This is a genomic window from Klebsiella sp. RIT-PI-d (genome assembly GCF_001187865.1).
In the GTDB taxonomy this organism is placed as follows: Bacteria; Pseudomonadota; Gammaproteobacteria; order Enterobacterales; family Enterobacteriaceae; genus Superficieibacter.
Map to the genome: position 1 here is coordinate 1 of NZ_LGIT01000002.1, position 951 is coordinate 951.

The 951-nt window shown below is 49.5% G+C and carries 1 tRNA gene and 2 rRNA genes; all 3 read right to left on the reverse strand.

The annotated features are described in order from the left end of the window. A 23S ribosomal RNA gene (locus tag AC791_RS00475) occupies positions 1–484 on the reverse strand; the annotation flags it as partial. Between the two features lie 203 nt (positions 485–687). Beyond that, positions 688–763: transfer RNA gene (locus AC791_RS00480), tRNA-Glu, on the reverse strand. Between the two features lie 71 nt (positions 764–834). Next, positions 835–951 (reverse strand): 16S ribosomal RNA (locus tag AC791_RS00485); the annotation flags it as partial.

Here is a 951-nt window from a genome sequence, read left to right on the forward strand (position 1 = left end):
GTTCTTTTCGCCTTTCCCTCACGGTACTGGTTCACTATCGGTCAGTCAGGAGTATTTAGCCTTGGAGGATGGTCCCCCCATATTCAGACAGGATACCACGTGTCCCGCCCTACTCTTCGAGTTCACAACACCTGCGCTTTTGTGTACGGGACTTTCACCCTGTATCGCGCGACTTTCCAGACGCTTCCACTAACACACATGCTGATTCAGACTCCGGGCTCCTCCCCGTTCGCTCGCCGCTACTGGGGGAATCTCGGTTGATTTCTTTTCCTCGGGGTACTTAGATGTTTCAGTTCCCCCGGTTCGCCTCATGCCACTATGTATTCATGACATGATAATGTGCCGGAGCACACTGGGTTTCCCCATTCGGGTATCGTCGGGTATAACGGTTCATATCACCTTACCGACGCTTATCGCAGATTAGCACGCCCTTCATCGCCTCTGACTGCCAGGGCATCCACCGTGTACGCTTAGTCGCTTAACCTCACAACCCGAAGATGTCTTCTGATTGCAAAAATTTGAGAGACTCGAACACACTGCCTTCTGTTCTTGTTTACGGAGAACAGACACAGCGTGTCGTTTCAATTTTCAGCTTGATCCAGATTTTTAAAGAGCAAATATCTCAAACATGACTCGGAAGTCAGTTTTGAGATACGGTAGATAATGTCTTTCACTCATTATCCGGTATGGCGTCCCCAAGGGGATTCGAACCCCTGTTACAGCCGTGAAAGGGCAGTGTCCTAGGCCTCTAGACGATGGGGACTCGGTACTGTTTTGCTCATTACTTTTCATCAGACAATCTGTGTGAGCACTTCAAAGAACGCTTCTTTAAGGTAAGGAGGTGATCCAACCGCAGGTTCCCCTACGGTTACCTTGTTACGACTTCACCCCAGTCATGAATCACAAAGTGGTAAGCGCCCTCCCGAAGGTTAAGCTACCTACTTCTTTTGC